Source organism: Rhodanobacter aciditrophus (genome assembly GCF_042679525.1).
Classification (GTDB): domain Bacteria; phylum Pseudomonadota; class Gammaproteobacteria; order Pseudomonadales; family Marinomonadaceae; genus Marinomonas; species Marinomonas aciditrophus.
The window spans coordinates 76754-103717 of the sequence record NZ_JBHTMN010000017.1 but is presented as its reverse complement, the minus strand read 5'-3'; the positions used below and the strand labels follow the sequence as shown (position 1 = coordinate 103717).

The following is a 26964-nucleotide window of genomic DNA, read 5'->3' as shown; positions in this document are numbered from 1 at the left end:
CGACAAAGAGTATTTTGCCAACTTACACCCTAGTCTGTATAAAAAACACTCAAAAATACCACCAAACACAGATAAACAGGCGAATTTGTTCTAATTTTCTCGAAAAATGCACCAAAAACAACCACAAACGCCCCAAAAATACTCACTACAACCAGAGCGCAGAGACTCGAGTATCACCATGATAAAGATGTCGGATTTGAGCCTGAAACAATTCAGCGGTCGCAATGGCATCCGTCACTGCACTGTGCAAATGATAACGGGGCAAACCATAGCGCAGACGGCTATCAGCTAGCCGAATAGAAGGCTGAGGTTGTCCTAGCACACGCTTGGCAAAAGAACGCCAACCACTTCGATGTCGTATGGCTTCAATGGCCATGGTGTCGATGACAGGAAACAATAACTCTGTATTGAGTCGAGACTGGATAGATTCGTAAAGAAACTCCCGCTCAATATATCGAAAATGCACCACCACTATTTTCCCCTCTAAATGAGTCAACACCTCATCTATGACATCTAAAAAATCTGGGGCATTTGATACTTCTGAGTGGGTGATACCATGAATCACTACGGACTCATCATTAAGGGACTGATTAGGCCGGATTAACCAGTGGCCAGCTTGGGCCACTTTTATCCGATTCATGGTGAATGGCACCAGTCCAATACTGATAATTTCATCCTCCTTTGCATTCAGTCCTGTTGTTTCGAAATCAAGGGCGACAAAATCCGCTTGATCGACGACTAAATCAGGAGGGAATTGTTGTGAGTGATAGAAGCTTTCGAGGCTTGGACGGTTATGATCCTGAGCTCTCCTTGCCATGTAAGCATGCCAGTCGAAATCCTCTTTCTTTGCCCCCATCACTCAAGATACCTTACCAAATGGGTAGCGATATTTAAGAAAGCGCTGACTATTGCTTAACACATTAAAGGCTTCTTTGAGATTACGACGTTCATGATCAGTGAGGGTGTCCGGCTCAATATTGTTGTCCGGTGCCTGGCCCTCCTCAATGTCTTCAACCTGATGTTGAATACGCACCATAGCAAGGTATTCCAAGGCATACTTAAGCTCGATACCGCGCTTATCAGGCAAGATATTGGCTTCAATAATGTCATCTAATCGTTCAAAGGAGTTACGTGCGGTGGAGCCCACCGCCAACGCGTGTACGCGAATCAAGTCAGCTAACGGTGCCGTGCCTCGACGCTTGAGATTGATTGTTCGCCGGTGCTCACCGTCTTGCTCCATTACAAACTCTTTGAAAAATCCCAGGGGCGGAGTTCTAAGTAAGGCATTACGAGCCAAGCTAGCGAGAAACTTAGAGCTGCTCTTCGCGCGCTGGACCACGAATTCATTCAGCTCATCCGCCCACTCTGTTCGTCCCCAGACGCCTTCCAAATCGAAGAAAATCGAGCTGTTTAATAATGCATCTGGATTTGGCACATCAATCCAGTCTGCAAAACAATCACGCCATTCAGAAAGGGTTTTACGCCAGCGAGGATTGGTCGCCATGATGCGCCCTGTACAGTAGGGATATCCGCATTGGTCTAACCCATCACTTACAAAAGCCGCCAAGGCTTCGAAATAAGCGCTATGCTGATGCGAAATGAATTCATCTGACAAGATCAAAGCATTATCTTGATCCGTGATCAGCAGTTGTTCATCCCTAGCCATAGACCCTAACGCTAGGAAGCAATACGGTACTGGCGGCGGCCCTAACGCCTCCTCCGCCAACTCTAGCAAGCGCTGTTTGAAGCTACGCCCAATCACTGACATCGCACTGCCAATCATATGAGCACTGGACTCTTGGCGTACCATACGGACAAAGCAGTCCGGCACATCTTTCGCCACTTGCGCCAGCTCAGCCTGATTTTGCTGGCGGTGGATTAAACTGACGATGTATAAGCTGTTTTTCGACTCGTAGCGAACGATATCGGAGATCGCGATCACCCCTTTCGGCTCGCCATGGTCCATCACTGGCAGATGGTGCAAATTACAACGCAACATCAACAACATAGCTTCGAAAATAAAGGTGTCTTTATCAATAGTCTTAGGGGACTTAGTCATTACTTCAGTCACAGGAAGATTTAAATCTATCCCTTCAGACACAACCCGAGTTCGCAGATCTCGATCCGTTAAAATCCCCACCAGTTTCAATCTGGTTTGACCTTCATCTTCTATGGGCGCTTCTTCGTCTACAATCAACAAAGAAGAAACGCCCTCCTCTGTCATATGCATGGCCGCATGCCGAATGGTGGCATCGGTAGAAATTGTCACCAGCGGACGAGCAATAAGAGAAGACACTTTTTCACTGGAAAGCATATCGCTTCCCCGATGCTCATCAACCACCTTATTGAGTTTACGATGGTCGTCTACCTCCACATAGTAAGCAAATTCCTCGTACTCCTCACACAGCTCTGTGAATACATCTTCTGGTACAAAATATATTAAGGAGTCTTCCATTGCTCGTGCTGGCAAACGTACACGATTAGACATGAGCAAGCCTAACTGCCCAAACACATCCCCTTCACTTAGGCGATTGTATAAATTGCCATTACGTCGATAGATTTCCACCGCGCCACTGCGTACTACGCATAAGTCATGGATTTCATCACCAAATTGAAAGATGTCACTGTTTTCTCGAAAATAGGCTATTTCGATTGCGCAAGCGACTTTTTGGCAGGTCTTCTCAGATAAAAAAGAGAAAGGAGGAAAGCGCCCAAGAAACTCAGCAATTTCTAGTTGTTCAGCTTCCATCTGGGCGCCCCTTAGTGAGGATAATAATTAGTATTCGATAACCACATCAGAATTTGCAACGGTACAACAAGACAAAACGTAACCCGCTTCTACATCTTCCTCAGTAATACCACCGTTATGCTCCATAGTGGTTTCGCCTTCTTTAACAAGCACCTTACAAGTACCACAAATCCCCATACCACAAGCTTTCGGAATATGCAGGTCAAGTTTAGCGGCGGCATTATGAAGGGTCTCCCCTGGAGCCACTTGGATACTACGACCATAGTTGGCAAATTCGACGCGCATCAGGTCTTCAGTGCTAATCGCTTCCGCTTCTGCTTGAGCAACTTCTGCCATTTCCAACGCATCTTCTACGACAGCATCTGGCGTCGCACCGAAGGATTCTTCATGGTAGCGACTCATATCAAAGCCTCTAGCTTTCAGAAGCGCCTTGACGGCCTTCATATATGGAGCAGGCCCACAACAGAAGATCTCACGCTCCATAAAGTCTGGCGCCATCATCATCAGCTTGGCTTCATCAAGAAAGCCTCGGTAACCATGCCACGCTAGACCGTTGTGCATGTGCTCAACGATAGTATGAATACTTAGGTTATTAACCCGTGACGCCATATGGTCCAGTTCACGAGGGTAAATCAAATCACGGGGAGAACGAGCACTGTGAACAAAAGCAATGTCCACATCCGCACTGGTGTCAAACCACCAACGTGTCATAGACATCAAAGGTGTAATCCCAACACCGCCAGAAAGTAACAAGACCTTGTCAGCAGGGTAATCAATACAGTTGAAATTACCTACGGGGCCGTGCACCGCCAACTCCACGCCTACGTCCATGTTGTCATGCAACCAATTGGACACCAAACCACCTGGAACACGTTTCACAGTGATAGAAAAACTGTACGGCACAGAAGGAGAACTCGAGATGGTGTAAGAACGCATCACCTGCTGACCATTAATTTCAAGCTCTAGGGTCACAAACTGACCGGGCTTGAAGAAGAACATCACCGGTTGCTGCGCCATAAAGCAGAACGTATTAACGTCCCAAGACTCTTGGATAACTCGTACACAGCGAACATTGTGACGACCGTTTACCCATGTTTGGGTGTTGACCGGAGCGAAGTAATCAGCCGTGGTGTTGGCTGGAGTAGGGTTAGTCATATTCGTTCTCTCTTTATGGCGTTGACGTTTCACCTTTCGAGCCATTGTCGTTCTAGTTTTGAGTTTTCAGTTAACCGTTTACGACATTTAGTTGCTCATGGCGACCATCCCTATCCCTGTACAGCCCTTAGGCAGAGCAACTAGTCGATTTATGACTTGATGATGTCGTGTTTAGTCATTCCACCAAGAGCAACTTGGGAGAGCATAGCGTCATTACTATAACGAATCTTGATGTGGGTAAATCCCATCAAACGCTGTTTGCTCCGACGAGAGAAGCAACATCAACTCGGCCTTTGTTACGTAAGGATCACCAAATGAACCAAAATGATCTGCTAAATATGCGCTATGCGACCATCACAGAAGCTCGCACAGACATGTATAAAATGCTTGAAGCACGCCCTGCTAACTACTCGTTGGACGCGCCGCTTTATAACGACCCACACATGTTCCGCGTAGACATGGAAGAAATCTTCCAGAAAGAATGGCTGTTCGTCGGCATGACCAGTGAAATCCCGAAACGCGGTGATTACATCACGGTTGAAATCGGCCAAAACCCTGTTTTGATCATTCGTGATGCAGACGGTTCTGTGAACGCGTTCCATAATACTTGCCGTCACCGTGGCTCACGCATCTGTACTGAGCATCGTGGCAAGGTTGCTAACCTGGTGTGTCCTTACCACCAGTGGACATACGACCTAAAAGGCAACTTGCTGTTTGCTGGCACCGAGATGGGTGACTCGTTTGAGAAGCAAAAACATGGTTTGAAGAAAGCTCATTGTAAAAATGCTGGGGGCTTTATTTTTGTCTCCCTTGCAGAAGAAGCACCACAGGGTGACTTTGATGAGTTCCTAGCAACTCTTGATGAATACATGGCACCTTACGACGTTGAAAACACTAAGCTGGCTGCTGAATCCAATATGTACGAGCGTGCTAACTGGAAGCTAGTACTGGAAAACAACCGTGAGTGTTACCACTGTGCGGGCAGCCACCCTGAGCTGCTTAACACCCTGTTAGAATGGGACGACACTAACGACCCACGGGCACCACAAGACTTCCTAGACCACTACGCCGCTCAAGCTGCAAAGTGGGATGCGGAAGGCATCCCTCACGAGCACAAAAGCTACGGTCCAGGCCGTCGCAACCGTATCGTACGTATGCCATTGAAAAAAGGCGTCAAGGTAATGACCATTGATGGTGGTGAAGGTTGTAAAAAGCTAATGGGGAACATCCAAAACCCTGAGCTTGGCTCCATGCGTATTTTGCACCTACCTAACTCTTGGAACCATATGCAGTCTGACCACTTCATTGTGTTCCGCGTACTACCGATTTCCGCACAAGAATCCATGGTCACAACAAAATGGTTCGTCCATAAAGATGCAGTAGAAGGGGTTGATTACGATCCTGAGCGCCTGCGCCAAGTATGGGACGCCACTAACGACCAAGACCGTATTTTGGGCGAACAAAACCAATTAGGGATCAATTCTATCGGTTATCAGCCGGGTCCATACTCTGAAACCTATGAGTTCGGCGTTATGAATTTCCTTGAGTGGTACTCTGAAACCATCAAGAAAAACCTAAGCAAGTAGTCTTGCTCCCCTATGAAAGCCAAAAGCCAGCACCTTGTGCTGGCTTTTTTTTACCCGAAGACATCTTGTAAGAACTAGAAAAAGTGTAATAGCGACACCTTCCCAAGCTCCCAATCATCCTCTTCAGTACGGACATGACCGACACTCAAACGCCACTGCCAATCACGGGCAAACTCATTCGCCACGGCTAACTCAGCTTCTTGTTGGGTGCTATTGTGCTGATCCACATCCCACCAGTACTGATACCGCGCCATGAAATTAGTCTTTTCGCCAGTCCATAGCCATTTAACCCCAGGCCCTGTCTCAAATTGATACCCCTTGTCATACACATCATCCACTGACGCACTACCGTTCCAAAAGGCACCCAGCAAGGATTGTCCCATTGGCCAAGTAACACCAGCGCCCCCTTGAAGGCGGAACACCAACTCATCCCCCATGGTAATGTCTCGCAAAAAGCTTGCATTCACATGCCAGGATTTAGGTGTCATAAGAGCATTCGTTGGTGCCATAGAATGAATATTAACCAGGTTGAAGTAATCCACTTCCACCTCTCTCTCTTGGCTCCAACGCAAAGCACCACTAAACATAGAGAGCTCAGCACCTCTTAAATAGCCCCCTTGAGGATCCAGCACATCGTGATAGGACGGACGATACTCCAATACCCCATAATTCGTTCCATCTCGATGATCCAAACCGACACTCAGGCGGGCTGTAGCATGCCCTTGATCGTCCCGTACAGCTGGCGCAACAACAGGTTCAAAAACAGGCTGACTGGGCAGCTTACTTCTCATAGACAACAACTGAATAGAACGTCGTCCTAAATGGGCTAATGAAGACTTCTTTCGAGCAGACAAATAGCGACTGTACTCATAGGCCACATCAAGAATCTGTAACTGCTCTTTTTCACTGAACCCTACCAATAAACTAGGGTCAAGGGTCACGTCTTCCACCAGTCTCTTCGACACCTCAATCTGCTCCTCGGAGACCTGATCAAGCATGTTTTCAATTTTATTCAAAGTGGAAGGACGGTAAGTGGCTTCTTCTATCAAACCTTGGCGCTTGATCTCACGTACCGTATCTGCAGGGATAGCCCATATTGAAAATTGTTCCGCCAGTTGCAAGCGAGGACTGGCGGCATCCAGCATGGTTAACAATTGATACGAGCAATTTTGTGAGAAGAAATAATATGGCATGGACGTGCCCTTCATTTCCCACACATGACGCACAAACATGTCCACCTCTGCAGGGGGTAACGACAACTCATATTCCCAGATATCGCGGTTCTCAAGGAAATTATACTCCTTGACCTTCTCGTAAAATGGCATCACAGACACCACCCCAGGGTAACCACCAGTAAGCCCTTTATAGCTGAACACCAACTGATTATCAGTAGGGTCCGTATTGGCCGCATAATTCACCGCGTAGTCCAATAAAGGGGTGTCATTACCGGCTTTTTTTATTCGAAACAGGGTATGCCCATACATAGAAGATGGGCTATTTAAATAGGCAGCTGGAAACACCAATACGACCTTTTCAGCATCAAGTTGGCCTCGCCACTCATCAAAGTCAGGACAGACCACCTCAGGTAGAGCCAATTCAGGTAAAGCATGTTCAATAAAGGACTGCCGAGCTGGAAAACGACATTGGGCATGCTGATTGGGATCTAAGACAGTGGAAACTGGTTCCGACAGAGCCTCTAAGGTTGCATTTAACTCCGCTTCGGCTGAGGTTTGCCCCATTGGCGACAAGAAAAAACTAGGGTCTTCAATCTGGCTACCGTCCTGCTTAATAACGCCCACTTGATTGTAATGTAACAAGCTGAGCCATTGAGGTTTGTTCGCTAGATCAGAAATAGACGGAGAATAAGTTGCCCCGTAAAGAGAGACGGGAAGGACACTGCATAACAGGCCGATTCGATAAACAAAACTGCGCATAAACATCCATATAAACAAAAAGAGCGGACAAGCCGCTCTTTTTTACATAAGGCTAGTCAGTATTAGCCTAGGTATTTAGACAAAGAAGGAGATTTCTCCATCACTGTTACGATGTCTTCGTAAGCAGTTTGAGACGTCACGTCAGCAGACGCAAAGATCTCATCAAAGTTTGCCTGCATTTCTTGGTTAAAAGTGGCTTTATCAGCGGCTTCAACACCGATCAAATCAGCCAAAGCATTCAAAGTTTCGCCTTCGCCTTTTGCAGAATCAACTGCCAATGGCTCTAGGTTTCCATCGATAAACATAGCAACACCGCCCGCTAGAGGAGCGTCAGGAATGTCACAACCTAGAGTACCTGATGTCATACCAAAAGTTTGGTTACCAGAAGTACCGTTTGTGGTTGCCGCTAATACATGCTCGTGCCACTCGTTAGCATCTTGGAATACAACTGCTGTACCCAAACCACAACCCGCTGGGCCGTATGCCGCGAAAGACGATACAGAAGCTGTAGCAAGCATTGCCGATAGTAGAATCTTTTTCATCATTAAGTCCTTAAATTCCATTCTTGATTTAAATTGTCAGCATCCAGGCTTCTCCATTAGAGATTACCAAGTGTGCCCTTAAAGTATAGGGCGAGCATTTTTTCATGCAATAAAAAATGACAAAAAACGTCATAAATTCAAATGAAAAAATCTGTTTAAAGATCAATCAATTAGCCATAAAAAAACCGCCGAAGCTAAACTTCGGCGGTTTACTGAAGGCTGATTAATCAACCAATACAACGATAACGTTTACCGTAACTCAGACCGTAGACCTTTGTAAATACTGATACACATCAGTAACAAAATAACAGTGAAAGGCAAACCTGTGGTGACAGCACCCGCCTGCAGGGAGCTCAATGCATCAGCACCGCCACCAAACAGAAGAACGCCTGCGATGAGCCCCACCATAGCAGCCCAGAAAATGCGCTGAGGCACAGGTGTTTCCACTTTACCACCAGCAGTAATAGAATCGATCACCAAAGAACCAGAGTCAGATGAGGTAATGAAGAATACCAATACCAACATAATAGCAACGATAGACGTCAACATTGCTAATGGTAGGTTTTCAAGCATTTGGAACATGGCACTAGACACATCCCCAAGGCCGCCTGCTAAAGCACCTACTCCACCTTGCACTTGATCTAATGCTTGACCACCGAATGCAGACATCCAAATGATGGAAACCAAGGTCGGTACGAGCAAAACAGCAATCATAAATTCACGAACCGTACGCCCTTTAGACACACGAGCGATAAACATACCCACGAATGGTGACCAGCTTACCCACCAAGCCCAGTAGAATACCGTCCAACCTTCGTAGAACTTATTGTCATCACGTCCTACCCAGTTACTTAACGGGATGATGTACTCAACATAGGATACCGTTGTGTTGAAAACATGGCCGAAGAAGCCAGTAATGGAACCAAAAATGATCACAAACAAGACCAAAATCCCAGCCATGATCATATTGATGTTACTTAAGACTTTAACACCGCCATCCAGACCACGCATAACAGACAACACTGCGATACAGGTCACGACTATGATGATGCCAATTTGAGTAGAAATGCTGTTTTCAATACCGAACAGGAAATTCAAGCCGCCTGCAGCCTGCGTTGCCCCAAGACCAAGAGAAGTTGCTAAACCAAAGATTGTCGCAATCACCGCAACAATATCAATCACGTGACCAATAGGTCCCCAGCAGCGCTCCCCTAATAATGGGTAGAAAGCCGAACGGATTGTCAAAGGTAGACCTTTGTTAAAAGAGAAAAACGCCAGTGCTAATGCCACAACGCCATAAATCGCCCAAGGGTGTAAGCCCCAATGGAACATGGTCGCGCCCATTGCAGCATCCATTGCTTCTGGTGTGTTCGCAGGAACGTTTAGAGGAGTACCCCACCAATCCGTGAAATAAGCCACAGGCTCTGCCACACTCCAGAACATCAAGCCAATCCCCATACCTGCTGCGAACAACATAGAGAACCAAGAGAGTGTGCTGAACTCAGGGCGCTCACTTTCACCACCCAAACGCACTTTACCAACCGGTAAAAAGATCAGTGCTAAACAGAATAAAACGAAAATATTTCCGCCAATCATGAACAACCAGTCAAATGAGCCAATCGCCCATCCTTTGGCACCATTCAACCACTCCTTCGCTTCCGCAGGGAAAATCAATGCAAACGCGATAAACGCAATGATCGCCACAGCGCTGGTTGTAAACACTGGGTTGTTTACGTCCATACCTAGAATCTGAACGTTGTCCTGCCCTGCCTTATAGTCAGACGTATAGTCCGACGATTTAGGGCGTTTTTGAACTTTAGGATCCATCTTTAACTCCACCTCGTAGTGCAAATATAGGCAGCCAGCGTTCCTTTTGTGAGAGTTGGCTACCTTACTTGCTTTGTTTGATTTGCTACATTGGGGCGCATAGAAAGCAGACCTCACTTACTATGGCAGAGGGTAAATTTTGCACACCCTCAGCTGAATAGTACGCTGACTACCTGTTCAAGATATGACTCAAAACGACAACAATTTAGAGGCTAACTATCCGTTGACGACCAAGTTTATTTGAGGTCAAACTAATGGCTAAAAATCTCGAAAAAACAACCTTTAGCAAGAAGACCAAAGAAAGTGAATTAGCATTCATAAAGCACAAAAAAAGCGTGTTAATCCGATTAACACGCTTTTAAATAGCCGAAGCTGACATCGCTCTGAAAAATGGCTCAGGCGTCTCTCAACGCTTTCATTACCGTCAATACTTCGGGCAAGATCGTCGCCCCTGTATTTTCAAGCTCGTCCATGGCTGTCACCAAAGACGCTTTCTGGTCAGGATGATCACCTAGCCATGTTAGCACTTTGTTTTTTGCATCGTCCAAAGGCTCTTGGGCGGATATGGGTGCACCAATCCCTACCAGTTTTTCTTTGAAATCTACTTCGTCTATCAAATCAACGATCATCATAAATCGGGTACCACCTAGCGGATGACTTTTTCCTCTATCAGCAGATCAAAAATTGCTTTTGCTTTTTCTTCTGCCGTCTCGTTCTTCATCACTTTACCAGAACCACCAGCAGGTTTGGCAGTGGCCGCTTTAAATCGATCTGCGGCGGTTTTCGCTTTCACCACTTTCAATCGTTTCGGACGAGGTTTCGCTGGGGCTTCTTGCCAGTCGGCACGCAACATATCAAGACTGTCTGCCCCCGCTTGCTTCGCCATAGTGGCGCGCATACCTGGACCAAAAGCACTTTGACGGGCAATTTCTGCCGCGTTATCAATGGATGCAATAAAAGGCAGTTTTACCGATACTTGACGACGTTGACCACGGGGCAAAGCTAACAGTACCTGAGCTTCATCTCCCTTAATCTCAACAATATCCGCCACGCGAGCAACGATCGGCCAGCCTAGTGTCTCTGCCAACAGATAAGGCACCATACCTGAAGACTCACCACTTTCGGCGCGCACACCCGTTAACACGATATCTGCGTTTGCTTTAGAAAGGTAAGCCGACAATGACGCCACAGCATCCACGCTGTCTTCTTGCTCAAGAATGGTGACTTCCGCGAGCCCCATCCCGGCATATTGACGCAAAACAGGCTCTTCAGCGTTACCCGCATGCACCACATCCAGCTGTTTACCGGCCAGCTTTAGTCCTAGTTCCACTGCTCGCCCATCTTGATCGGCACGGCGAGAACGACCGGATTGAGGATGACGCCCCACTGAAATAAGAGAAATGACTTTATGCGGCATTGCTATTCTCCTCAGCCTGTCCAGCTAAGCTGGTCTTTTTATGCTCGGCAACCAGCTTCATTAATTCCGCAAGAATCTCTTCACTGTCACCGATCACACTTAGGGCAGCACGTTTCACCATGTCACAACCCGCATCAGTGTTAATCGCCACCACCTTGTCTACTTGTCCAATACCCTGCATATGCTGGATCGCACCGGAGATCCCCACTGCAACGTATACCCGAGCGGTGACCCAAGTACCCGTTGCACCGACCTGACGAGCACGAGGCATAAAGCCATCGTCCACCGCCACACGACTAGCGCCCTCAGTTGCACCAAGTACTTTTGCAGCCTCGTGGAATTGATCCCAGTTATGGATACCGTTGCCTGCTGAGAGGATAAATTCAGCTTCTGCCATTGGGATCGCATTAGGATCCACTTCCATCAAGCCTTGATCTTGGATCGTAGCTGCGGCAACCGAGAAATCTTCTAGTGTAAGAGGAGTCGCCTCGTGACGCGTTTCGTCAATCGCCTCAGCACACTCTTCGAGCAGCATCAGAATCTTCGGTGTTTGGCGCGTGATGTCTAAGCTTGCTGATGCGCCACGGCTTACCGTTTGCTCCCCATTAACGAGCCAAGCTTGGGTTGCTGGGCGTTCGCCTAAGCGAGCGGACAAACGAGAGGCAAGGTCTGCCCCCCCATGAATGCTGTCTGGGAAGAGCCAGTGCTTCACAGAATATAGCTCATCGACTTTCGCCAAGGCTTGCATGCGAGCCTCTGGAGCGTAACCTTCAAAGGCTTCCCCTTCGATGTGTAACAGGCGATCCACCCCGGCCGTATCAAAGTGCTCTTCTTTCACTTCACCAAAGCACACCGCAACCACGGCACCATTGCCACCTTGCTCTGCAATAAGTTTATGAGCTAGGCCCAAGATATCTTTGTCATGCCCCGTCAAACGGCCACCGACCATATCTGGTACCACCATCACAAAATAGTCTGGATTCACAACAGTATGCAGCGGCAGCTGAACTTCTTGGGTCGCACCAGAACGCTTACCTTTCGGTGCTGAAGAATTGCCTTTTAATCGGTCAATTCGCTTAATACCGTTCGGGCCAATGAAGCCTACTTTATGGGGAAATTTTCGTAACAAGCCCGACGGACCGCGTACTTCGCCGCCCTCGTCTTGATTCGCATATTGCTCATGCAGTGGGTGCAAACGGTTACGAATGATCCACTCTGCACGGGGGTCACGACGAATGATGTCACTCATTAGTGAACCTCCTCGACCAATTGATCTACTAGGATTTCAGAAATGTCTTTCACTTCTGGACGTGGTTCGACAACACCTTCCAACATCGCTGTACATTGCTGACAACCTACGGCGACCAAGTCTGCACCCGTGGCACTGGCGTCTTCCATACGCATGTCAGCGATACGGCGTTCACCTGGGATATCGGTAATCGGTGCACCACCGCCACCGCCACAGCAACGTGAGCGGAAACCTGAGCGTTCCATTTCTGCAATATCAATTCCCAAAGCGCGCAACAGATCACGGGGAGCTTCATACTCACCATTGTAACGACCTAGGTAACATGGATCATGGTAGGTCACTTTACCGCCCTTAAAGGCATCCAATTTGAGGACGCCAGACTGAACCAACTGATTCAAGAAGGTTGTATGGTGCAAGACTTCGACATCTTTCAGCGCACCATTATCATCAAAGTCGCCGTATTCGTTACGCAGACAGTGATAAGCATGAGGGTCTGTTGTCACAATCTTGTTGAATTTGTACTGACCTAATGTTGCCAAGTTGCGCTTAGCAAGGCTTTGGAAAGTGGCATCATCCCCAAGACGACGAGCCACATCGCCGCTGTCACGCTCTTCGTCACCCAAGATGGCCACATCAACGTCAGCAGCCTTCATCAGCTTAACGAAAGCACGAAGGATACGCTGACTGCGCATATCAAAAGCACCATCAGACACCCAGAATAGAACGTCCACTTCTTTTTTGTCTTTCATTACCGCAAGGTTTTGATCCGCTGCCCAGTTAGTACGGCTACCAGGTGCGTAACCGTTAGGGTTGTCCGTTGCGATGATGTTTTCTAGGATTTCAGAGCCCTTGTTAGGGGTCTCGCCTTTTTCCATGGTTAGGAAGCGACGCATATCGACGATAGCATCCACGTGCTCGATCATCATCGGACACTCTTCCACACAGGCGCGACAAGTTGTACAAGACCAAAGGGTTTCTTGGCTTACAAGACCTGCAGTAATGATCTCGTCTGGACTGCCTTTCGCGTTGCCAACTTCTTTGCCTGGGTAAGGACTGCCTGCGTAATTCGCATCCGTACCACCCGCAAGACCGACAACCATATCTTGAATAAGCTTTTTCGGGTTTAGAGGCTGACCCGCAGCAAAAGCAGGACACATTGCCTGACACTTACCACACTGTACACAAGCATCAAATCCGAGAAGTTGGTTCCATTTAAAATCACTTGGCTTAGCCACGCCAATCACAGCAGATGTTAAATCCACAGGCTTAAGGCCCGTGGAGCGGCCGCCCCCAAAGCGTTCTGGACGACGGTGGAAGGCAAGATGTAAAGCACCAGCAAACGCATGCTTCATTGGCCCGCCCCAGCCCATGCCAAATAACAATTCGCCTAGACCAATCACAATGCCCACACTGAGAACCGCGATAAGCAATACACCGCCAGTGCCTTCCGGCAGCACACCAGTCGCAGGCAATGTTAAAAGAATGAACGTCACAGCAAAGGTAATGAGGCTTTTCGGCAAACGCATCCATGGGCCTTTTGACAGGCGCTCAGGTGGGTTCAAACGACGCTTAAAGACAAAGAATGCCCCAACGAGCATGAGCGCTAAGGCCCCTAGCAACGCCCAAGCAACAATCTGCTGCTTCACGTTAAGTACGTGCACGACCAACACCAATACCATGGACAGAACAAAACCACCGCCAGTGGCGACGTGGGTTCTGGACATGTATTTGTCACGTTCAACAACGTGGTGCAGATCTTTAAGGTAGCGTCCTGGCATCGCCATAAGACCAGCGATGAGATTAACTTTTTCGGGTTGTCCTGCACGCCATAGGTTGATACGGCGCATCATGCCCACCACACCTAGTAGCAAGAGAACAACGATAAGAAGAGAAGGTAACCAGTCGATAACCATCTTTCACCCTCGAGTAGCAGAAAAGAGGCGGCGTATTGCCGCCTCTTGGGTTCAGTATTTTGGTTTAGTTTTGAATGGCTAAACGATTAAAGGTCTTTACACAAACGTAGAGCATCGTACATAGCTGCGTGAGTGTTACGCTGAGACACACAGTCCCCCAAACGCCACAAGATCATGCCTTCGCCGCTTTCAGCAAGAACTGGCTGCGGTTTGATGTCGAACAAGGCTTCCACATCGATCTGACCTTTGTTACGTGATTCACCTTTTAGCTCGTAGTACAGTTCTTCGTTCGGACGGGTACCGTTCTCAATCACCACCTGATCGACCACACGCTCTTCACGCTGACCTGTGTACTCGTTCTCAAGCACTGCGACGAGGTTTTCACCTTCACGGTAAACTTTCTCCAGTAGGAAATCAGAGGTCATGATGACTTCTTTTTCGTACAAAGAACGGTAGTAAGTCGGGAAAGTCGTACCACCGATGCCGACACCTGGTTTGATATCATCAGTCACAAGCTCAACAAGAGAGCCTTTTGACGCTAAGAAATCTGCCGCAGACATACCTGAGAATTCACAGATGGTGTCGTAAATTAGAACGTTTTTGCCCGGCTCAACTTTGCCTGTCAACACATCCCAGCTCGACACACATAGGCCTTCTTCTGCGCCCCATTCTGGATTTTGCTCAACGAACGGACGGCCACCTGTGGCTAAGATACAAACATCTGGCTGCAAGTCACGGATGATCGAAGCGTCTGCTGCGACGCCAGTTTTGACGTCTACACCAAGACGATCCAACTCCATGACTAACCAGCGAGTAATACCTGCGATCTGATCACGCTGAGGGGCTTTGGAAGCAATCGTAATCTGACCACCTAGCTCCTCATTGCGCTCCAGCAAGGTCACTTTATGACCACGCTCTGCGGCAACACGGGCCGCTTCCATACCACCAGGGCCACCACCCACAACCACAACGTTGCGAACAGGACCTTCGGTTTTTTCAATAATGTGAGGCATGCCCATGTATTCTCGAGACGTCGCAGCGTTTTGAATACATAACACATCAAGACCTTGGTATTGACGGTCGATACAGTAGTTTGCTCCCACACACTGACGGATCTGATCCACTTGATCCATCTTGATCTTAGCGATGAAATGCGGGTCAGCAATGTGTGCACGAGTCATCCCTACAAAGTCCACATAACCCGCTTCAACGATACGTTTTGCCTGGTTTGGATCTTTGATATTTTGCGCGTGAATCACAGGCACACTAACGACTTCTTTGATACCCGCTGCCAAGTGTAGGAATGGCTCTGGTGGGTAGCTCATGTTTGGAATGACGTTTGCTAGCGTATTGTGAGTGTCACAACCAGAACCTACGACACCAAAGTAGTCGATCAGACCTGTGTCGTCGTAGTACTTAGCAATTTGTTTCATGTCGTCATGGTTTAGACCGTCCGGATGGAACTCGTCGCCGGTAATACGCATCCCCACAACGAAATCTGGGCCCACTTCCGCGCGGACAGCTTTTGCTACTTCTAGACCGAACTTCATACGACCTTCAAACGTGCCACCCCATTCGTCGGTACGCTTGTTCACACGAGGGGACCAGAATTGGTCAATCATGTGCTGGTGCACAGCAGACAATTCCACACCGTCAAGGCCACCTTCTTTTGCACGACGAGCAGCCTGTGCGAAGTCACCAATGACACGCCAGATTTCTTCCACTTCGATGGTTTTACAGGTAGCACGGTGTACCGGCTCGCGGATACCAGACGGAGACATTAGGTTCGGCCAGTTTTCACCGTCCCAACGGGAACGACGCCCCATGTGGGAGATTTGAATCATGATCTTGCCGCCGTGCTTGTGCACCGCATCAGCAAGGTTTTGGAAATGAGGAATGATACGGTCTGTCGATAAGTTAACAGAGCTCCACCAGCTTTGCGGGCTGTCAATGGATACCACACTGGATCCACCACAAATACACAAGCCGCAACCGCCCTTCGCTTTTTCTTCGTAGTACTTCACGTAACGATCGGTTGTCATACCGCCGTCAGTTGCGTAAACCTCCGCATGGGCCGTACTGACAATACGGTTGCGAATGGTTAATTTATTGATATTTAGTGGCTGAAACAGCACATCAAACTGGGACATAGTGGAACCCCGCCTTTTTTAAAACGATAGACTGACAATTATTTAATAGTTATAGCGGCGTTACTTCGAAGTAACCCACATCGCAACCTTCTTCGGCTGCACATTGTGTTTGCTCTGCTTTAGTGCGAACTGGCAGACCTTGCGCTTCCGCGATTTGATCCAATGCACCCGCGAACCAACCCGTGAACATGTAATCGACTTTGCGATTTACTTTTTTGCCGTGGATTTTTTCGTAGTGATAAACGAACGCAGAGTTTTCCAAACGCACTTTGGCGGTGCCTTTTTCGATGTCCAGCTCTTCTGTAATGAAGAAGCCCCAACCACGCTGAGAAAGGCGTTTTAGGTAGTGGTGCCAAACGTCAGCACCAGAGATGCCGTGGCAAGCCGCTTCTTGTTCACACCAGAAGTAAGCAGACTTGTAACCTGCTTTATAAAGAATCTCCGCGTAACGCTCTGCACCAATCTCGTCTTCAATTCCCATGTGGTTGTTGACGAAAAAATGGCGAGGTACGTACAACATTGGCAACGCATCGGTTGTCCAAACACCGGTTTCATCATCCACTTGGATCGGCATTTCAGGTGCGTGTGAGCTCATAAAAACCTCAAATAAATCGTTATAAATTCGTTGATCGGTGACTGGTCTGGTTTCTTCCACAAAACCCGTCCAGTCGTGAATGCAGTGCTAAGTCTGGCTTATTCGCCCCAAACTTCGCGTAATAGATTGACCCAGTTTTCGCCCATGATTTTGCACACTTGACGCTCTGTGAAGCCATGACGTAGCAAGGCTTCTGTCAGGTTCGGGAACTCACCCACAGTACGAATACCTTTCGGGTTAATGATTTCGCCAAAGCGCGTTAAGCGACGTGCGTAGCCTTTGTCGTGAGTCAGGTACTCAAAGAAGTCTTCACCATGACCTTGGGTGAAGTCTGTACCAATACCGATGGCATCCTCACCCACGATGTTGTAAACGTATTGAATCGCTTCTACATAGTCGTCTACGGTTGCGTTAACCCCGGCGCGTAGGAAAGGTGTAAACATGGTCACCCCTACAAAGCCGCCATTGTCAGCAATGAATTTCAATTCTTCGTCAGAGCGGTTACGTGGGTGTTCTTTTAAGCCAGAAGGAAGGCAGTGTGAGTAAGCCACAGGTTTTTTTGACTCCATGATGACTTCTTTTGCCGTGTTAGGACCTACGTGTGATAGGTCACACAACATTCCAACGCGGTTCATCTCTGCAACGATCTCGCGACCAAAACCAGACAAGCCACCGTCACGCTCGTAACAGCCCGTGCCTACTAGGTTTTGCGTGTTGTAACACATCTGTACGATGCCCACGCCCAAGTCTTTAAAGATCTGCACGTAGCCAATTTGGTCTTCAAACGCATGGGCGTTTTGGAAGCCCATCATGACGCCAGTTCTGCCTTCTTGTTTCGCGCGTAGGATATCTTTAGTGGTGTACACCTTGGTCAAAAGGTCGCTGTTGGCTTCAATAAGCTGGTTCATTTCGACGATGTTACGCACAGTGCCTTCGAAGTTTTCCCAGAACGACACAGTACAGTTCGCAGCGGTCAACTTGCCTTTAGCCATGTCTTCAAATAATTCACGGTTCCATTTCGCGCAAATCAAACCATCGATCACTATCGCTTCGTCATGTAATTCCGCTGCGTTCATCATTAATTCCTTCGCAAATGCTTAACAAGTTGAATCAGGCAAGAAAGAGGAAAGTCCTCTTTGATTGACTCAGTGTATGTTTTAGGAAAGAACGATAAGAGGCTGGAAACGACTTCGGAATTACCAAAACCGACTTCGTTTGCGACACATGGGATCTGCCGCAAACGAATTATTAATAAATACAAAAATGGGAGCCCAAGGCTCCCATTAAAATTGCGGATTAGATTTTAATCTTATACGCGGTAACTAGACACCAAGGTGCTTAGACCCTGAGCCTTATCACCTACTTCCAAGCTGGCTTGATTCGACTGTTCGGCGTTGGCTGACGTGGCTATGGCCTCATCACGGATCAAGCGAATTCGCTGGTCAATGTTCTCCGCTACAGCGGCCTGTTGTTCCATCGCGGTGGCGATTTCGGTGGCTTTGGCAGACATACCGCCAATGGCTAGAGACACCTTCGAAAGGGCTTCCGTAGCCGCTTGAGATTTCACCACTGTTTCCTCAGCTTGTTGCTTACTCTCACCCATAACCATTACGGCACTGTGGGCACCACTCTGTAACTGGGTAATCATGTCTTGGATTTGTTCCGTCGACTCTTGAGTTCGTTGCGCCAGAGTGCGCACTTCGTCGGCGACCACTGCAAAACCACGTCCTTGCTCGCCCGCCCGAGCAGCCTCAATAGCGGCGTTCAATGCTAGCAAGTTAGTTTGATCGGCAATGTCACGAATCACATCTAAGATGGAACCTACGCTGGCGGTTTTCGCTTCCAGCTCTTGCAATGCGGCCGCAGCACGCTCCACGCCGTTGGCTAAGTTGCCAATAGATCGAGCGTTATCCTCAACAATCACTTCCACTTCTTTGGCATATTGATCTGACTCCTTAGCAACCTTTGCTGTTTCGTCAGCGCCTTCCGCCACGTAGCGGATGGTGCCTTGCATCTCATCGACGGCACTGGCAATACCTTGGGTTTCGTTTTGCAACTCTTCCATACCTGAACGAGTGCGCTCTGAAGCCTCTTTCATCTGTTCACCAACCGTCGACATAGACGTGGCTTGCACCTGAATCGTTCGGATCAGCTCATTCAGATTGCCAATAAAGTGGTTAAAGTTCTTTGCCACATCCGCCAATTCGTCGTTGCCTTTGTCATCAAGACGAACGGTCAGATCACGGGCTCCAGCGGCAATATCATGCAAAGACGCTTCCAGTTTACGTAGGTCAGGAAGCGTTTTGTGACGCAGCAGTAAGATCACCCCTATGATTAAAATGGCCGAAATCAAACTACTCGCTAAAGACAAAGCCTCCGCTTTAGCAATATAGGCCACTGACTTGTCAGAGCTCACTTCCAGTCGTCCCGAGATTTGACTGGCCACCTTTTCTAGGGCATCAGACAAATTTGCTGAAGATTCATCCAAACCACCAGCACCTTTCATCAAGCTATTTCCTGCCTCTGTACCCTGATTGATATAGGCCATAGCCATCTTATAGCCAGTGTTATACAGGGCATCGACCGAGCCTTTAAGGGCGGCAACATCTTTGCGGTATTCAGGTAGAATCACGGCCAACTCATCTAGGCTCGCTTTAGCGCCTGCTAGACTGGACTGGGCTTCTCCTAACGCATCGTCATCTCGGGTCGCCCCCATATCCGTTAGGAATTGCTGCACTTGCACAGTGTAATAACGGGCATCTTTCATGACCCCCATGGCATTTGCCAAACGCACTTCCATTTCGATGGCTTGTTCGTTCTGTTTCAGGCCATAGGTGCTGATACTAAAAAGCCCCACCAATGCGATGACCGCAACCAGAATGCCTACCGAAAAAAGTCTGCTGATCGTCATGAATTGCTCCGTTAATTTTTCTATTATTTGGCTGAACACGATAGTAAGTAATATCAAACAGTTATGACAGACTTAATCGTGTAGACTTTTGTCAGTGTGGAATTATTCACTTTTTAGCCAACGAAGCATCTCCGGCATGGCGATCATGCGCCCTTTCCCCTATAATGTGCGCTCCCTGAAAAACCATGTTCGAGGCGTTTACTCAATGCAATTAACCAGCTTAAATGCGATTTCCCCGATCGACGGTCGTTACGGCTCTAAGACAAATGCGCTACGCCGCTCTGTTAGTGAGTACGGCTTACTACGTATGCGCGTTATCGTGGAAGTACGTTGGCTTCAAGCGCTTGCAGCGCACCCTGAAATTATCGAAGTACCAGCACTGAGTGCTGACGCAAATGCGATTCTTGACGACTTGGCAGCGAACTTCTCTGAAGCCGATGCTCAAGCGATCAAAGACATCGAAAAAACCACCAACCACGATGTAAAAGCGGTTGAGTACTTCATTAAAGGTAAAATTGCCGACAACGCTGAGCTGGCAGCGGTTTCTGAATTCGTACACTTTGCGTGTACGTCTGAGGACATCAACAACCTTTCTCACGCCTTGATGCTGAACGAAGCTTTGGCTGAAGCCATTGTGCCTGAGATGAAAGCCGTATTGGCTGCCATCGAAGAATTGGCGATCGAACATGCAGAGCAATCTATTTTATCTCGTACTCATGGCCAAACAGCGTCGCCAAGTACGGTAGGTAAAGAAATGGCGAACGTTGCAGCACGTCTTGCACGCCAAATCAAACAAGTAGAAGCGGTTGAATTCCTAGGCAAAATCAACGGCGCTGTGGGCAACTACAATGCTCACCTTTCTGCGTACCCACAAGTGGATTGGCAAGCTCACGCTGAAAAATTCGTGACCTCTTTGGGTCTAACCTTCAACCCATACACAACTCAAATCGAGCCACACGATTACATCGCTGAGTTGTACGATGCGATTTGCCGTTTCAACACTATCTTGATCGACTTCGACCGTGACGTTTGGGGTTACATCTCCCTTGGTTACTTCAAGCAAAAAACCATTGCGGGTGAAATCGGCTCTTCTACGATGCCCCACAAGGTTAACCCAATCGACTTCGAAAACTCTGAAGGTAACTTGGGCATCGCCAACGCCATCATGGGTCACCTAAGCGCTAAATTGCCAATCTCTCGCTGGCAGCGTGACCTAACCGACTCTACGGTTCTACGTAATCTAGGTGTAGGTCTTGCACACAGCCTGATCGCTTACCAAGCCTCTCTAAAAGGTATTAGCAAACTAGAAATCAATGCTGTTCGCCTAGACGAAGATCTTAACAGCTCTTGGGAAGTGCTTGCTGAGCCAATTCAGACCGTTATGCGTCGTTACGGCATCGAAGCGCCATACGAGAAGCTAAAAGAGCTTACTCGTGGTCGCACGATCAACCAAGAAATCATGCAAGAGTTTGTTGATAAGCTTGAACTTCCTGAGCAAGCTAAAGAAGAGTTGAAAGCCCTGACTCCTTCAAACTACATTGGTAACGCTGTCGCTCAAGCAAAAGCGATCCGCGGCTAACCCAATAAGCAACCTTGTTTCTTATACAAAGAGCCGTTTTATAACGGCTCTTTTTTTTGATGAGAAGAACTATGAATATCGATACGCCACTTTCCATCCTTGGCGGCATGAGCGCCAAAACCTTTTACCAAGAGTATTGGCAAAAAAAGCCCCTGCTCATTCGCGGCGGAGCCAGCGACATTGAGCTCCCTATCACCGCCGATGAATTGGCCGGTTTGGCCATGGAAGAAGAAGTGGAGTCGCGTATTGTCATAGAGCAAGGCAGCACTCCGTGGGAACTGCTTCAAGGCCCCTTCTCTGAAGACACCTTTGCGTCTTTGCCAGAACAAGAATGGACCCTGCTAGTGCAAGCAGTGGACCATTGGGTTCCCGAGGCTCAAGCCCTAAGAGAACGCTTCAACTTCCTACCTAGCTGGCGCGTAGACGACATCATGGTGAGCTATGCCACCGAAGGCGGCAGCGTGGGCCCCCATTATGATCAATACGATGTGTTCCTCGTACAAATGGCGGGTAAGCGCCGTTGGCAAGTGCTGTCCCCAGAGCAATATCAGGATTCATCATTAACAGGGGTACAGCTCCATATCTTGGATAATTTCCCCGTAGACCCTCTGCAAGATTATGAACTGGAGGCGGGGGATATCTTGTACCTACCGCCTAATTTCGCGCACAATGGTCGCGCCCTTGATAACGAATGCATGACCTTCTCCGTAGGCTTTCGTGCCCCATCCGCACAAGCAGCTCTACAAGGTCTCACCGATAAGCTCTGCGAAGAGGTCAACGAGAAAAACCGCTTTGCAGCACCTGAACCCTTAGAAAGAGATCATCACGCGCAGATTCAAACCAGCGACATTGACCATCTTCGCCAAAAGCTTATTGAGCTAATTGACTCCCCAACACAACTTGCCAGCTGGTTGGGCGAAACCATGAGTGAATCTAAATACCCTGAGTATGCGGTTCAGCTAAATCAAGAAGAGCTGGCAGAAACACTTGAGCAAGCACTCTCTGGGGATACCTTTATCCGTCCGGGAGATGCCCGTATTTGTTACTATAATCAGGTTGAAAAAGGCACTTGCCTAGTATTTTGCAATGGCCAACAAATTCCTGTCGCCAGTGAGCTGGTAGACTTTGTAGAAGCCATTTGCGATCAGGAAGAATTTGACTTTAGTGGTTTAAAACTCGACCAGCATCCAGACTTACCTTTGCTGTTTAACTTCTTGTTACAACACCAGGCGGTTGTTGCGCTCCCACACGAAGACGAGGACTAACATTATGATGAGTGTGTTGACATCGGACTGGCAAAGCAGCCGTGACCAGCTGACCTTTGTACGCCACCAAGTATTTGTCATCGAACACGGTATCGATGAGCAAGACGAATGGGACGATCAAGATGCCGTCGCCACCCACTTCGTGGCCTTTGGTACCACAGCGGTGCCGGTGGGGGTTTGTCGACTTACTGAAGACGGGCAAATCGGTCGCCTTGCCGTCCTGCCAAGCTACCGCCAGCAAGGCTACGGTAAATTACTGCTGCGCAAAGCTATCCAAGTGGCCCGGGAACTGTCTTTAGACGAAGTCTTCTTACACGCCATGGTAGATGTTCAGCCCTTCTATCACGCCCACGGATTCGAGAGTGATGGCCTGATCTTTATGGAGGCAGGCAAACCTCACATCAAAATGACACGCAAAGTCTAATTCATTTCTAGACCATAAGTTACCGACACAAAAAAGGAGCCCACAGGCTCCTTTTTTCGTTTCACATAAAGCGATTATAGGATCGCAATAAGTTCCACATCAAATACCAATACAGAGTGAGGCTGAATCAAAGCGCCTGCACCTTGTGCACCGTAAGCAAGCTCTGCAGGGATTGCAAAGCGGTATTTCGCGCCTTCTTTCATCAATTGAACACCTTCAGTCCAACCAGCGATAACGCCAGATAGAGGGAATTCAATTGGCTCGCCACGTTGAATAGAGCTGTCAAATACTTGACCGTCTACTAGACGACCTTCGTAATGAACACGTACAGTAGAAGACGCTACTGGCTGGTTGCCTGTACCTTCTTCCAAAACTTCATACTGAAGACCAGACTCAGTCACTTGAACGCCTTCACGAGCTTTGTTTTCGGCTAGGAAAGCTTCGCCAGCGGCAACTGTTTCTGCTGCTGCAGCTTTAGATTTCGCTTCCATTTTTTCTTGAAGCTCTGCGAATGCTGCTTCCAACTCAGCTGCTGGAACCGCCATTGGCTGCTCATTTAGAGCATCTTTGATCGCTGCGAAAAGGTGGTCTAGAGACAGCTCACCTAGATCGCTGCCACGTAGTTGATCACCGATCTGACGACCGATACCGTAAGCAATTTTTGCTTCATTCGTCGCGAAGGACAATTCAGACATAGTTCAATCTCTTTGTGTCGTTAAAAATAGGCGCACAGAATATCACATCCAACCCCCTATGCCGACCAATGCAATTAAAACAAAACTATAGACTCAATAAATGATATTGATTATCATTTAAACCAAATAAACGATAGGAGGCTTTGATTATGTCTAAGATTTTCACTCGCCCAACCAACAAACCTGTATCCACATCAAAGTGGCCGACCCTTGCATTTGTCACCGTGATTTTATGCGTCACAGCGTTTGGCTTTGTCTCCAGTCAACATGAGGCCATAAACATTCAGAATTCTTATCTCTCGAGTCAGTAGCTTGATATAGGTCAGCTCGTTTTATTCAAAAAGGACTAGAGTCAAACCTATAGCAAGCCCGAAAGGAGATTCACGATGCTACCTAAAATTGAAACCATCTTATACGCCTGTGACCTAGAGCCCAAAACAACTCAGGCCATGGAAATGGTGATGAACCTAGCCATCGCTAACCAAGCAAAAGTGATCATCATGCACGCTCTGGAGCCCATCAGCGCGCAAGCTTCTAATATGATCTACAACTACATGTCTGAGCAGACAGTGAAGACCATGCGCGAAGAAGCAATCCACTCTATTCGTGAGCGAATGAAAGCTTTTCTAGAGGAGTTCACCCAGTCACACCCAGAGGACATGCGTGACCTAGGCAGCGAACCGCAACTGGAAGTTGTCAGTGGGATCCCTGCGGAAGCGATTGAAAAAACAGCGGAAAAAGTCGGTGCCGACATGATCGTAATGAACAGCCGCACCCACAGCAAAATTGGTCAAATGGTCATCGGCTCCACTGCGAACAAAGTTGTTCACCACAGCCGAATCCCGGTATTAGTTGTTCCAATATTGAAATAACCTCAAACAACCCAGCCCGAGCAAGTAGCCACTACTCGCTTGGGCGTTCTTATTTTTCAATCTTACTCCCCAATACTGCGCTCTTAAATTAGACACAAACACCACAATTACTGTATAAATAACCATAACTTTATCGGTATCCATCTTGCTCGCTGTTTATGATTTTATACATCGCTGAAAAGCCCAGTTTGGCTCGTGCTATTGCTGCCGGACTTCCTACCCCGCAAAAAAAACACGACGGTTATATTCAACTACCAAATGGTGACTGTGTGACCTGGTGCATCGGCCATCTACTGGAATTAGCGGAGCCGCAAGATTATTCAGATCGTTACAAACAGTGGAATTTAGACCATCTCCCCATCATCCCCAGCGAATGGCAATGGAAAGCCAAATCAGGGACAAAAAAACAACTCAGTGTGGTGCGAAAGCTTCTTAAAGAGGCCACTCAGATCGTTCACGCAGGGGACCCAGATCGAGAAGGCCAATTGCTGGTGGACGAAGTGTTGCACTATGCCAAGGTGCCCAAGTACAAACTTGAATCCACTCAACGCCTTTTGATAAGCGATTTGACGACCAGCGCGGTGAAAAAAGCCCTCAACACCTTACGCTCAAACAAAGAGTTTGCCCCCCTGTCTCGGTCCGCTTTGGCTCGTTCTCGAGCAGATTGGCTGTATGGCATTAATCTCACTCGAGCTTACACGGTAAAAGGCCGCCAAGCGGGTTATCAGGGGGTATTGTCTGTTGGCCGAGTACAAACCCCTGTATTGGGGCTCGTGGTGCGCCGAGATTTAGATCGGGAAAACTTTGTTCCGACAGCCTATTACCAAGTGCTTGCCCACATTCAAGGGGCATCTGTGCCGTTTACTGCTAAATGGCTCCCCAGTGAGGCTTGCCAGCCCTACCAAGACAGTGAAGGCAGAGTGCTCAGCCGCCCTCTTGCAGAGAATGTGGCACAGCGCATTACCGATAAACCTGCGCTGGTAAGCGACTATCAGAGCGCCCTAAAAAAACAAGCACCGCCACTGCCTTACAATCTAAGCGCCTTGCAGATCGATGCCGCCAAAGCCTTCTCCATGTCGGCTCAAAAGGTACTAGATACCTGTCAGTCACTGTACGAGCGACATCAGATGATCACTTACCCAAGATCTGATTGCCGTTATTTACCAACGGAACAGTTTGCTCAAGCACCACACATTGTCAGTAAGCTCCAAGCCCTACCGTTGCCATATCAGCAAGCGGCGACTCAAGCCAACAGCCGTCAAAAATCAAAAGCCTGGAACGACAAGCAAGTGGGCGCTCACCATGCCATCATCCCAACCACACAGCTAAACGGTTACGACAAGCTCAATCAAGATGAGAAGAAAATCTTTGAATTGGTGGCACGTCAGTATTTGATTCAATTCATGCCTCACTATGAGTATTTAGCGACCAAGATTATTTTAGAGATAGAGGGAGGACACTTCTCAGCGACAGGAGTGAGTGTTCAGCAAATGGGATGGAAAGCATTAATGCCCGCCAGTAAAAAAGACGAAACCTTGCTTCCCGTGGTCAACAAAGGACAAACACTGCACTGTGACAAGGGTGAAGTATTGGACAAGGTCACTACGCCACCAGACGCCTTTACCGATGCAACCCTGTTAGCAGCCATGACAGGCATTAGTCGATTTGTCAGCGATAAAAGCATCAAAGCAATATTAAAAGAGACCGATGGACTTGGCACAGAAGCAACTCGTGCGGGGATCATAGAGTTGCTGTTTAAACGAAGTTTTTTAACGCGGCAAGGGAAGCAGATTCACGCAACCGCCACCGGTCGCGCCTTAATAGAAGCCCTTCCTGAAAGCACCAGCGTGCCAGACATGACCGCTAAATGGGAAGCTATGCTTAATGGTATTAGTCAGAATACCGAGCATTACCAGACCTTTATGGATGAATTAACCGGCGGTCTAAGCCATTTAATTGACCATGCCCGCACTGGCAAAATGGGTAACTTTGCCAATCTGCCTAAACCCAGTAGTAAGGGATCAAAGTCCGGCTTTAAACGCACTCGTAAAAAGTCCAGCCCAGGTAAAACACGCCGCCCTAAAGCACAGTCATAGCGCTA

The 26964-nt window shown here is 48.0% G+C and carries 22 protein-coding genes; 7 read left to right on the top strand and 15 right to left on the bottom strand.

Annotation, left to right across the window (positions count from 1 at the left end; genetic code table 11):
* Window positions 1-145 precede the first annotated feature (145 nt).
* Genes ACFQ45_RS14905 through ACFQ45_RS14895 form a run of 3 tightly spaced genes read right to left on the bottom strand, consistent with a single transcriptional unit; the run spans window position 146 to window position 3904 of the window.
* Window positions 146-856 carry a 3'-5' exonuclease gene (locus tag ACFQ45_RS14905; protein ID WP_377369094.1) on the bottom strand — a complete coding sequence of 237 codons (711 nt, stop codon included), beginning with the start codon at window positions 854-856 and terminating at the stop codon, window positions 146-148.
* Between the two features lie 3 nt (window positions 857-859).
* Window positions 860-2749, bottom strand: coding sequence for a DUF294 nucleotidyltransferase-like domain-containing protein (locus ACFQ45_RS14900; protein WP_377369092.1), 1890 nt, complete (start codon window positions 2747-2749; stop codon window positions 860-862).
* 27 nt (window positions 2750-2776) lie between these two features.
* On the bottom strand, window positions 2777-3904 hold the full coding sequence (locus tag ACFQ45_RS14895) for an FAD-binding oxidoreductase (protein WP_377369090.1): 1128 nt from the start codon (window positions 3902-3904) through the stop codon (window positions 2777-2779).
* 314 nt (window positions 3905-4218) lie between these two features.
* Between ACFQ45_RS14895 and ACFQ45_RS14890 the strand changes: the two genes are divergently transcribed.
* Window positions 4219-5490 (top strand): aromatic ring-hydroxylating oxygenase subunit alpha, encoded by a 1272-nt coding sequence (locus ACFQ45_RS14890; RefSeq protein ID WP_377369087.1) that lies wholly within the window; start codon window positions 4219-4221, stop codon window positions 5488-5490.
* Window positions 5491-5564: 74 nt separating this feature from the next.
* Here ACFQ45_RS14890 and ACFQ45_RS14885 read toward each other — a convergent pair whose 3' ends face one another.
* From ACFQ45_RS14885 to ACFQ45_RS14835, 11 genes are all read right to left on the bottom strand, one after another.
* On the bottom strand, window positions 5565-7424 hold the full coding sequence (locus tag ACFQ45_RS14885; protein ID WP_377369085.1) for an Lnb N-terminal periplasmic domain-containing protein: 1860 nt from the start codon (window positions 7422-7424) through the stop codon (window positions 5565-5567).
* A 62-nt stretch (window positions 7425-7486) separates the two neighbouring features.
* The gene (locus ACFQ45_RS14880; protein ID WP_377369083.1) at window positions 7487-7966 is read right to left on the bottom strand and encodes a DUF3015 domain-containing protein; all 480 of its coding nucleotides are present in this window, start codon (window positions 7964-7966) and stop codon (window positions 7487-7489) included.
* Window positions 7967-8215: 249 nt separating this feature from the next.
* Window positions 8216-9793 carry a BCCT family transporter gene (locus ACFQ45_RS14875; protein ID WP_377369081.1) on the bottom strand — a complete coding sequence of 526 codons (1578 nt, stop codon included), beginning with the start codon at window positions 9791-9793 and terminating at the stop codon, window positions 8216-8218.
* A gap of 395 nt (window positions 9794-10188) precedes the next feature.
* A complete protein-coding gene (locus ACFQ45_RS14870) occupies window positions 10189-10425 on the bottom strand; it encodes a hypothetical protein (protein ID WP_377369079.1) in 237 nt (78 codons plus the stop codon).
* Between the two features lie 14 nt (window positions 10426-10439).
* On the bottom strand, window positions 10440-11210 hold the full coding sequence (gene etfB / locus ACFQ45_RS14865; RefSeq protein WP_377369077.1) for an electron transfer flavoprotein subunit beta: 771 nt from the start codon (window positions 11208-11210) through the stop codon (window positions 10440-10442).
* Window positions 11200-12459, bottom strand: coding sequence for an electron transfer flavoprotein subunit alpha (gene etfA / locus ACFQ45_RS14860; protein WP_377369075.1), 1260 nt, complete (start codon window positions 12457-12459; stop codon window positions 11200-11202). The genes etfB and etfA overlap by 11 nt, the downstream gene beginning before the upstream one ends.
* Window positions 12459-14372: a (Fe-S)-binding protein gene (locus tag ACFQ45_RS14855; protein WP_377369073.1), complete on the bottom strand. Its 1914-nt coding sequence runs from the start codon at window positions 14370-14372 to the stop codon at window positions 12459-12461. The genes etfA and ACFQ45_RS14855 overlap by 1 nt, the downstream gene beginning before the upstream one ends.
* A gap of 86 nt (window positions 14373-14458) precedes the next feature.
* Window positions 14459-16522, bottom strand: coding sequence for a dimethylglycine demethylation protein DgcA (dgcA, locus tag ACFQ45_RS14850; RefSeq protein ID WP_377369071.1), 2064 nt, complete (start codon window positions 16520-16522; stop codon window positions 14459-14461).
* Between the two features lie 49 nt (window positions 16523-16571).
* Complete coding sequence (locus tag ACFQ45_RS14845) at window positions 16572-17117, bottom strand: DUF5943 domain-containing protein (protein ID WP_377369069.1); 546 nt, start codon at window positions 17115-17117, stop codon at window positions 16572-16574.
* A gap of 98 nt (window positions 17118-17215) precedes the next feature.
* Window positions 17216-18196, bottom strand: a complete 981-nt coding sequence (locus ACFQ45_RS14840; protein ID WP_452600466.1) for a dipeptidase — start codon at window positions 18194-18196, stop codon at window positions 17216-17218.
* A 230-nt stretch (window positions 18197-18426) separates the two neighbouring features.
* Window positions 18427-20028 carry a methyl-accepting chemotaxis protein gene (locus ACFQ45_RS14835; protein WP_377369067.1) on the bottom strand — a complete coding sequence of 534 codons (1602 nt, stop codon included), beginning with the start codon at window positions 20026-20028 and terminating at the stop codon, window positions 18427-18429.
* A gap of 205 nt (window positions 20029-20233) precedes the next feature.
* On the opposite strand from ACFQ45_RS14835, the gene purB reads away from it, so the two are divergent.
* From purB to ACFQ45_RS14820, 3 genes are all read left to right on the top strand, one after another.
* Window positions 20234-21607 (top strand): adenylosuccinate lyase, encoded by a 1374-nt coding sequence (purB, locus tag ACFQ45_RS14830; protein ID WP_377369065.1) that lies wholly within the window; start codon window positions 20234-20236, stop codon window positions 21605-21607.
* A 71-nt stretch (window positions 21608-21678) separates the two neighbouring features.
* Window positions 21679-22872 (top strand): JmjC domain-containing protein, encoded by a 1194-nt coding sequence (locus tag ACFQ45_RS14825; protein ID WP_377369063.1) that lies wholly within the window; start codon window positions 21679-21681, stop codon window positions 22870-22872.
* A 4-nt stretch (window positions 22873-22876) separates the two neighbouring features.
* Complete coding sequence (locus tag ACFQ45_RS14820; protein WP_377369061.1) at window positions 22877-23296, top strand: GNAT family N-acetyltransferase; 420 nt, start codon at window positions 22877-22879, stop codon at window positions 23294-23296.
* Window positions 23297-23370: 74 nt separating this feature from the next.
* Here the strand turns inward: ACFQ45_RS14820 and ACFQ45_RS14815 are convergent, their stop codons facing one another.
* Window positions 23371-23991 (bottom strand): FKBP-type peptidyl-prolyl cis-trans isomerase, encoded by a 621-nt coding sequence (locus ACFQ45_RS14815; RefSeq protein ID WP_377369059.1) that lies wholly within the window; start codon window positions 23989-23991, stop codon window positions 23371-23373.
* Window positions 23992-24140: 149 nt separating this feature from the next.
* Here ACFQ45_RS14815 and ACFQ45_RS14810 point away from each other — a divergent pair, with 149 nt between their 5' ends.
* The 3 genes from ACFQ45_RS14810 (at window position 24141) to ACFQ45_RS14800 (ending at window position 26959) form a co-directional block, all read left to right on the top strand.
* Complete coding sequence (locus ACFQ45_RS14810; RefSeq protein WP_377369057.1) at window positions 24141-24302, top strand: hypothetical protein; 162 nt, start codon at window positions 24141-24143, stop codon at window positions 24300-24302.
* Window positions 24303-24377: 75 nt separating this feature from the next.
* Window positions 24378-24863, top strand: a complete 486-nt coding sequence (locus ACFQ45_RS14805) for a universal stress protein (RefSeq protein ID WP_377369055.1) — start codon at window positions 24378-24380, stop codon at window positions 24861-24863.
* Window positions 24864-25021: 158 nt separating this feature from the next.
* Window positions 25022-26959 (top strand): DNA topoisomerase III, encoded by a 1938-nt coding sequence (locus ACFQ45_RS14800; protein ID WP_377369053.1) that lies wholly within the window; start codon window positions 25022-25024, stop codon window positions 26957-26959.
* Window positions 26960-26964 lie beyond the last annotated feature (5 nt).